Genomic DNA, 7,868 nt, shown 5'->3' with positions numbered 1-7,868 from the left:
ACGGCGCCGTTTAATTTTCCACTTGCTGCACGTTAATGCGCCGGGTTTCATCGAGCATCGCCGCTTTCGCCCGAATGCGCGCTTCCAGCTGGTCGATCATATCGTCATTATCGAGACGATCACGCTGGCGAACGCCATCTTCATAAAAGCCGCTTTTCTTGTTGCTGCCGGTCACGCCCAGCGTCGACACCAGCGCTTCGCCCGGTCCGTTCACCACGCAGCCGATGATCGAAACGTCCATCGGGGTGATAATATCTTCCAGCCGCTGCTCCAGCGCGTTAACGGTGCCGATCACGTCGAACTCCTGACGCGAGCAGGTCGGACAGGCGATAAAGTTGATGCCGCGGGTGCGGATGCGCAGCGATTTCAGGATATCGAAACCGACTTTCCCCTCTTCCACCGGATCGGCCGCCAGCGGAATGCGCAGCGTATCGCCAATGCCTTCGGAAAGCAGCAAACCGAGGCCGATCGCCGATTTTACCGCGCCGGCGCGCGCGCCGCCCGCTTCGGTGATCCCCAGATGCAGCGGCTGATCGATCTGTTTCGCCAACAGACGATAGGACTCTACCGCAAGGAAGACATCGGAGGCTTTTACGCTGACTTTGAACTGATCGAAGTTGAGTCGATCCAGATGATCGACATGGCGCATGGCGGATTCAAGCAGCGCCTGCGGCGTCGGCTCGCCATACTTTTCCTGCAGATCTTTTTCCAGCGATCCGGCGTTAACGCCGATGCGGATAGGAATATTTCTGTCACGCGCGCACTCCACCACCTGGCGGATACGCTCGTTGTTGCCGATGTTGCCGGGGTTGATGCGCAGACAGTCGACGCCATATTCCGCTACTTTCAGCGCAATGCGGTAGTCAAAATGAATATCCGCTACCAGCGGCACGTTCACCTGCTGTTTGATCAGTTTGAACGCTTCAGCGGCGTCCATGGTCGGCACCGAGACGCGAACGATATCAACGCCCACGCGCTCCAGCGCTTTGATCTGTTTAACGGTCGCTTCCACATCCGTGGTGCGGGTGTTAGTCATGGATTGCACGGCGATAGGCGCGCCGTCACCCACTGGCACCTTGCCGACGTAAATGCGCGTTGATTTGCGACGGATAATGGGTGCTTCGTTATGCATGTTGTTTCTCCATAATTGCCGCGAAGCAGCGCAAAGGGTTTACTGGGCCCCAAGCGTCAGGCGAGCAACCTGGTTGGTACGAATAAAACGACTTAAATCAACAGGCTGTCCCTGATAATGAATCTGTACAGCTGCCGGCGCGCCAATCTTCAGACGATAAGGCGCGGTGCCGGAAAGGCTGAGTTTACCACCACTGCGCTGCATTCCGCTGAACAGTTTTTTTCCTGAGGCGTCGGTCACTTCCAGCCAGCAGTCAGCATTGAAATCCAACACAACGGTATTGGCGTCGGCGGCAGGACCGCTGACGCTGGCGCTGCCGGTAGGCAGCGGCGTCGCGTTATTCTCTGTCGCCGTCGGCGCGGCGGTCACCGGCGCCTGGCTCGGCGAAACGACCGCGTTGGCGTCGTTATTGCCGGCAGAGGCCGTCGGCGCGGCGGTCACCGGCGCCGCGTTATTCGGCGCTGGCGCGCTGGCGCCTGGCGCGGCGGTATTGGCGGCCGCGCTGCTGGTGTTATTGGCGTTGTCGTTGGTCAACGGCACGCTGATGCCGTCAGACGGCGCCGCCTGGCTCTGGGCGCTGCTGTTGTCGCTGCCATTATCGGTTAACGGAATGGACTGACTGCTGTCGTCGCCTGCGCCGCCCTGATCGGAAAGCGACACCAGATCATCCTGCGCCGCCTTATGATTTTGCCACCACCAGGCGCCGGTCAGACCGACGACGACAAACACGACCAGCCAGGTAAAAATCATTAGCCAGCCGTCGCGTTTTTTACGTCGCTTGCCCAGCGAAAAGCTCTGCATCGGTTCGACTTTCGCCGCGCGTACCGGAGCCTGCTTCGCCATCATCGGCAGCAGTTCCTCTTCCGGCACATGCACCAGCCGGGCGTAAGAGCGGATATAGCCGCGTAAAAAAGTCGAAGCCAAATCGGCCGGTGATTTGTCCTCTTCAATGTCTCGCACGGTTGAAAGTTTCAGGCACAAACGCTCAGCAACATTCTGCTGCGTCAGCCCCATCTGCTCACGGGCGGCACGCAGGCGGGCGCCTGTGGAATTTGCTGCTGTTGTATCTTGAGTGGCTTCAGTATTCATTAGCTAGAAAATGCTGGTACTGTATCGATTGTGGAAAATTTTGCGCCAGTTGCCGACCGTAATCTGCTTTATCTACGGTCCGCTGTTCCAGCGCAGCGAAACGAATCTCCAACCACAGGCTCTCTGCTGTCGCAGGCGCGCTGTGATGATATACCTCTAACAAAAGCCGCGTTGATTCAGGCTTCTGCTGTTCAAGATGTCTTTCAGCTTCGGCCAGTAGCGCGTCCGCTTTTTGCCGGTCAGCCTGCAACGCTGTCAACAACGCCCGCCGTGCGGAGGCGTAGTCGCCCTGCCGCAAATAACAGTATCCGGCGCGCTCCTGACTGTCAGCGCTTGCTGCAAGCGAATTCGGCGTCGCAGCAAGAGTAAATTGTTGATGCGCCGCATCATACTGCCCTAATCCGCAAAGAAACGCACCGTAATTGTTAAGTGCATAACTATTTTTGGGCGCGGATTTCAGCGCCGACTGATAATAATGCCGCGCCATCGCCCCGTCGCCTTCCTGCTCATGCAGGCGCGCCATCGCTAACAAAACGCGATAGTCGCCGGGCGCATCCTGCAACGCCCGCTGTAAATTGCGCCGCGCTGCGGGCATATCGCCCTGCAAAAGATAGATAAGCCCCAACTGCAAACGAATCTGTCCGCTGCCGCTGGCCTGGCGTTGACTGCTACAGCCCGCCAGCGCCAACGCGGCCACCAGCATCAGCCATCGTAATCCTTTACGCATGCTGCCTCCATGTGTGATGAAGTCTGGTATGTTACGCCAAACTCAGCAAGGCAGGCAGCACGTTACGCCCGAAAAAAGGTTTTCTTCTCCAGTTTCAGAGCGCTTTCACAGATATTTGTTCACCCGCCATTTTTTTGCGCAGCGTACGCTTGGTGCGGTCAATAACGTCGCCCGCCAGCTGGCCGCAGGCGGCGTCGATATCATCGCCACGCGTTTTACGCACGATGGTGGTGAAACCATAGCTCATCAGCACCTTGGCAAAGCGATCGACGCGGCTGTTAGAGCTGCGGCCGTAAGGCGCGCCCGGGAAGGGGTTCCACGGAATCAGGTTAATTTTGCACGGCGTATCTTTCAGCAGCTCGGCCAGCTGGTGCGCATCGTCGGTGCTGTCGTTAATGTGATCCAGCATCACATATTCAATCGTCACGCGCCCCTGATTGGCATTGGATTTTTCCAGGTAACGGCGCACCGATTCCAGGAAGGTCGCGATATTGTACTTTTTGTTGATCGGCACGATTTCGTCGCGAATGGTGTCGTTCGGCGCATGCAGGGAGATCGCCAGCGCCACGTCGATCATATCGCCCAGCTTATCCAGCGCAGGCACGACGCCTGAGGTCGACAGGGTGACGCGGCGTTTGGAGAGGCCGAAACCGAAATCGTCCAGCATGATTTCCATCGCCGGCACAACGTTGTTCAGATTGAGCAGCGGTTCGCCCATGCCCATCATCACCACGTTAGTGATAGGACGCTGGCCGGTCACTTTGGCGGCGCCGATGATTTTCGCTGCGCGCCACACCTGACCAATAATCTCGGATACGCGCAGGTTACGGTTAAAGCCCTGCTGTGCGGTGGAGCAGAATTTACACTCAAGGGCGCAGCCGACCTGTGAAGAAACGCACAGCGTAGCGCGGTCGTCTTCAGGGATGTAAACCGTTTCTACCAGCTGGTCACCCACGCGGATCGCCCATTTAATGGTGCCATCTGCGGAGCGTTTCTCTTCCGCCACTTCCGGTGCGCGGATTTCGGTTAACTGCTTGAGTTTGTTGCGCAGCACCTTATTGATGTCGGTCATCTCATCGAAATCATCACTGCAGTAGTGATAGATCCATTTCATAACCTGATCGGCGCGGAAAGGCTTTTCACCCAGAGAGATAAAGAACTCGCGCATCTGCTGACGGTTCAGGTCCAGCAAATTGATTTTTTCACTTTTTGGGGAGACAACAGCGGGAGATGCGGACGACGGCGTCACAATGTGTTCGGACATAATGTTCTCTGGCCTCGTTATTACACGTTATGGCCCTGGTTAGGGATAGAAAAAGAAGCGCCCTCGCTGAGTAAAACTCATGAGGGCGCATTATTGTACAAATAACTGTAGCGCGATGCTATTGCGCGACCGGCCAGGGTGACAATTAATTTGTAACTGTCATTGTGCGGTCAGGCGAGCCGTTGATTAACGGGTACGCGGGCAGATTTCGTTTTCGCCGAAGAAAAACGCGATTTCACGCGCGGCAGACTCCAGAGAGTCAGAACCGTGAGTGGCGTTCTCGGTGAAGCTATCAGCGTAGTCAGCACGCAGCGTGCCAGCCAGCGCGTTAGCCGGATTGGTCGCGCCCATCAGATCGCGGTGACGCTGAACGGCGTTTTCGCCTTCCAGTACGGAAACAACGATCGGACCGGAGGTCATGAATTCAACCAGACCGTCAAAGAACGGTTTGCCTTTATGCTCAGCATAGAAGCCTTCAGCCTGCTCTTTGGTCAGGTGCAGCATTTTTGCAGCAACGATTTTAAAACCAGCGGCTTCGAAACGGTTATAAATGGCGCCAATTACGTTTTTTGCCACCGCGTTCGGTTTTACGATGGAAAAGGTACGTTCTACTGTCATGTTGACCTCTGTCTTAACTTCCAGGTTAAGCCGGTTGTGAATTAATTGATACCGGCCTGTGAAAACGGCGCCGATTATAGGGGCGCAAAGCCGGCTTGCCTATCTAAGTTTCAGCGATTTATTGAAAAAGTATGATCCTTCTCGCGTAGCTGCTTCATTAATGCGCATTCCAACCCTATCCTGGTTTACTCCACGGTGAAAGTGGCTGCGGCGACCTGGCCGGCGGCATCCAGCACGCTGAGCTGATAACGACCGGCGCGTGTAAACACCAGCCGCTGCGTAACGCCGCCATCGGCGCCGCTCAGCACTTCGCCGTTGAGAAACCACCATCGCCCTTCTCCTTCGCCGCCCTGCGCCGCGACGCTGAGCGATAATTCAGATTTTCCCGGCAGACGATGCAGGATTTGACCGTCGCGCACGCCGGTCAGCAGCAATGGCAGCGCGCTGCTTTCCGCCTTCGGCGGACAGCTGGCTGAAACGGGCGGCAACCGCTGCGCGCGTCGTTCGCCAGGCAACAGCCAGGGCTCCAGCGGCACCGGCCAGAGGACAATCTTCTGTGCTCTGGCGCCGCTGCAATCCGCTGCCACCCGCTCCCCTTGCCCATTCAGCCAGACGGTTTGTTGCAACCCAAACGTCCCTTCCTGCCCGGCGGCGAGCAGCGTGGGCGGCGCAGTGTCGTTTAATACCCAGCTCTGACGTCGCTGACGGCAGTTGCCGTCGCCCGCAGGCAGCGGCTGACCGCCCGGCCAGCACAACGCCTGAACGCTGATGCTCGCCGGACGCGGATCGGCGGGCAAAAAACGGCCGCGTAACTGCGGCGACGTCATCAGCAGATGGTGCAGCTGATTCAGCACCGGAACGGCGCTCGCCACGCCATACTGACCGGCGACCGGCGTGCCATCGGGACGCCCGACCCACACCCCGATCAGATAACGCGCATTGATGCCGATAGCCCAGGCGTCGCGGTAGCCATAGCTGGTGCCGGTTTTCAACGCCAGCGGCGCGATGGTGGGTAGCGCGTCGTCCGGCTGCGGCTGCGCCTCGCCCGCCAACATGCGTCGCACCATCCAGGCCGCGCCGGGCGACAGCAGCGGCCGCTCTACCAGCGGGTCCTGCGTCAATAACCGCAGTTGCCCCGCCTCCCCATGTCGGGCAAAGGCGCTATAGGCCGCCACGATCTCATCCATGCGTGCGCCGGTGCCGCCAAGGATCAGCGACAGGTTAGGCTCCGCCGTGGCGGGAAAGCGGAGAGTTAAGCCGACATTGCGCAGCGCCGCGGTCATGCGCTTCGGACCATACGCCTCCAGCAGCTGCACCGCCGGCAGATTTAGCGAGCGCGATAACGCCTCGCTGGCGCTGACCGGCCCATGAAATCCTGTGTCGAAGTTGCCGGGACGATAATTGCCGAAACGGCGCGGCACATCCTGCAGCAGCGATTCCCCAGCGATCAGGCCGTCATCCAGCGCCAGCCCATACAAAAAAGGTTTCAGCACCGATCCGGGGGATCGTACGCTACTGACCATATCGACATGACCAAAGCGGCTGTCGTCGTCCAGATCGACCGATCCCATCCAGGCGCGCACCTGCATCGTTGTATGATCGACTACCAGCACCGCCATAGAAGTGCGCAGCGGCAAGGATCCTTTCCAGCCCTGCGCCAGCGCTTCAATCTGACGCTGAAGCGAGGCGTTGATAGTGGTGGTGATTTTGGCCTGCCCGGAGAGCGCCAATACGCGACGCGCCAGCAGCGGCGCCAGCTGCGGCATCTGACGCGGCGCCAGCCAAACCGGCTCCTGCATAATTTCCTGAACGGCGGTTTGCGGCCAGACGCCATAGGCCGCCAGGCGCAGCAGCACTTTATCGCGCGCCGCGCGCGCACGCTCAGGCCAGCGGTCCGGTCGCAGGCGGCTCGGCGCCTGCGGCAATACCGCCAGCAGCGCCGCCTCGCCGTGCGTCAGGGCTGACGGCGGCTTGCCCAGCCAACTCCAGCTGGCCGCGCCGATGCCTTCCAGCGTTCCGCCAAAAGGCGCGCGGTTCAGATAGAGCGTCAGAATCTCCCTTTTCGAGAGATGCCATTCCAGCTGTATCGCGCGCCAGGCCTGATGCAGTTTGCCACCAAATGTGCGCGGCTGCGGATCGATAAGCCGCGCGACCTGCATAGTAATGGTGCTGCCGCCGGAAACGATCTCGCCGCCGCGCAGATCCTGCCAGGCGGCGCGCAGGATAGCCAGCGGATTGATGCCCGGATGGTGCCAGAACCAGCGATCTTCGTAGGTCAGCAGCGCCTGTAAATACCAGGGAGAGACCTCTTCCGGCGTAACCGGATAGCGCCAGATGCCGTTTTTATCGGCGAAGCGCCACAGCGGCGTGCCATCTTCCGCCACCACCACGCGGGCAGGCGCCACCTGTTGCAGCGGCAGAGGGAATAAGCGATCCGCCAGCCACAGCAGAGTGGCCAGCAGGCATAAACTGCAAAGTATGATTTTTACGGGGCGCAAAACGATTTTCATAAAAATAGCGCCCGGCATTAGCCGGGCACCCGCTTAGCGAATGGTCAAACGCGGCGGCGTCGCGCCAGTCGCGCGCCACTGCGGCACATACATCGACTCCACCTGCGGTGCCGGCACCTGATAGCTGCCCGGCGTTACCGCACGTGCCAGATAGAGCAGTTCGACCGGACGATAGCCATCGACATTCACCGCGGCGACGAAGCGATCGTCACGGAACTCCATATGTTTGATGTCGGCCTGCTGCATATCATTCATCAACTCCTGCACGTCAGCGGCGCTTTCGCCAAGGCTGGCGCTGCTGCTGGCGAGATTCTGGTTTTCCAGCTCCAGCCCGGCGGGCAGCAGATCGGTGACCAGCGCGTCCGGCACGCGATCTTTTGCCGTGACGGTAAGATGCACTAATACCAGCTGTCCCCATTCCAGCGATGCCAGCGACAGCGGTTGGCGTTTGAGATCGAGATACTCTCGACGCGCGGCAAGATTGCGGCTAACCACGCCCGGCGGCGTTTGCGCATAGCCGACGACATC

7 protein-coding genes are annotated in these 7,868 nt (G+C 59.1%); all 7 read right to left on the bottom strand.

Annotated elements, in window-relative coordinates; genetic code table 11:
* Positions 1-10: 10 nt before the first annotated feature.
* On the bottom strand, positions 11-1,132 hold the full coding sequence (ispG, locus tag MYY08_RS14040; protein ID WP_288014627.1) for a flavodoxin-dependent (E)-4-hydroxy-3-methylbut-2-enyl-diphosphate synthase: 1,122 nt from the start codon (positions 1,130-1,132) through the stop codon (positions 11-13).
* Between the two features lie 39 nt (positions 1,133-1,171).
* Complete coding sequence (gene rodZ / locus MYY08_RS14035; RefSeq protein WP_038624709.1) at positions 1,172-2,221, bottom strand: cytoskeleton protein RodZ; 1,050 nt, start codon at positions 2,219-2,221, stop codon at positions 1,172-1,174.
* Entirely contained in the window at positions 2,211-2,924 is a 714-nt protein-coding gene (gene pilW / locus MYY08_RS14030) for a type IV pilus biogenesis/stability protein PilW (protein ID WP_376782907.1), read from the bottom strand. The genes rodZ and pilW overlap by 11 nt, the downstream gene beginning before the upstream one ends.
* Positions 2,925-3,042: 118 nt before the next feature.
* Positions 3,043-4,212: a dual-specificity RNA methyltransferase RlmN gene (gene rlmN / locus MYY08_RS14025; protein ID WP_038624705.1), complete on the bottom strand. Its 1,170-nt coding sequence runs from the start codon at positions 4,210-4,212 to the stop codon at positions 3,043-3,045.
* 186 nt (positions 4,213-4,398) lie between these two features.
* Complete coding sequence (ndk, locus tag MYY08_RS14020) at positions 4,399-4,830, bottom strand: nucleoside-diphosphate kinase (protein WP_038624703.1); 432 nt, start codon at positions 4,828-4,830, stop codon at positions 4,399-4,401.
* Between the two features lie 185 nt (positions 4,831-5,015).
* Positions 5,016-7,340 carry a peptidoglycan glycosyltransferase PbpC gene (gene pbpC / locus MYY08_RS14015; RefSeq protein ID WP_288014623.1) on the bottom strand — a complete coding sequence of 775 codons (2,325 nt, stop codon included), beginning with the start codon at positions 7,338-7,340 and terminating at the stop codon, positions 5,016-5,018.
* 33 nt (positions 7,341-7,373) lie between these two features.
* Positions 7,374-7,868 (bottom strand): alpha-2-macroglobulin family protein (locus tag MYY08_RS14010; RefSeq protein ID WP_288014621.1); only part of this gene is annotated, 495 nt, incomplete at its 5' end.

It is taken from the genome of Mixta sp. (assembly GCF_024610815.1).
Lineage (GTDB): Bacteria > Pseudomonadota > Gammaproteobacteria > Enterobacterales > Enterobacteriaceae > Mixta > Mixta calida.
The sequence above is the reverse complement of the archived record's forward strand: the minus strand, read 5'-3'. Positions and strand labels throughout refer to the sequence as shown.

Excerpts from the sequence above, each read along its gene's own strand:
- pilW (WP_376782907.1), bottom strand. The coding sequence starts at position 2,924 with ATGCTGGTGGCCGCGTTGGCGCTGGCGGGCTGTAGCAGTCAACGCCAG.
- rodZ (WP_038624709.1), bottom strand. The coding sequence starts at position 2,221 with ATGAATACTGAAGCCACTCAAGATACAACAGCAGCAAATTCCACAGGC.
- ispG (WP_288014627.1), bottom strand. The coding sequence starts at position 1,132 with ATGCATAACGAAGCACCCATTATCCGTCGCAAATCAACGCGCATTTAC.
- pbpC (WP_288014623.1), bottom strand. The coding sequence starts at position 7,340 with ATGAAAATCGTTTTGCGCCCCGTAAAAATCATACTTTGCAGTTTATGC.
- ndk (WP_038624703.1), bottom strand. The coding sequence starts at position 4,830 with ATGACAGTAGAACGTACCTTTTCCATCGTAAAACCGAACGCGGTGGCA.
- rlmN (WP_038624705.1), bottom strand. The coding sequence starts at position 4,212 with ATGTCCGAACACATTGTGACGCCGTCGTCCGCATCTCCCGCTGTTGTC.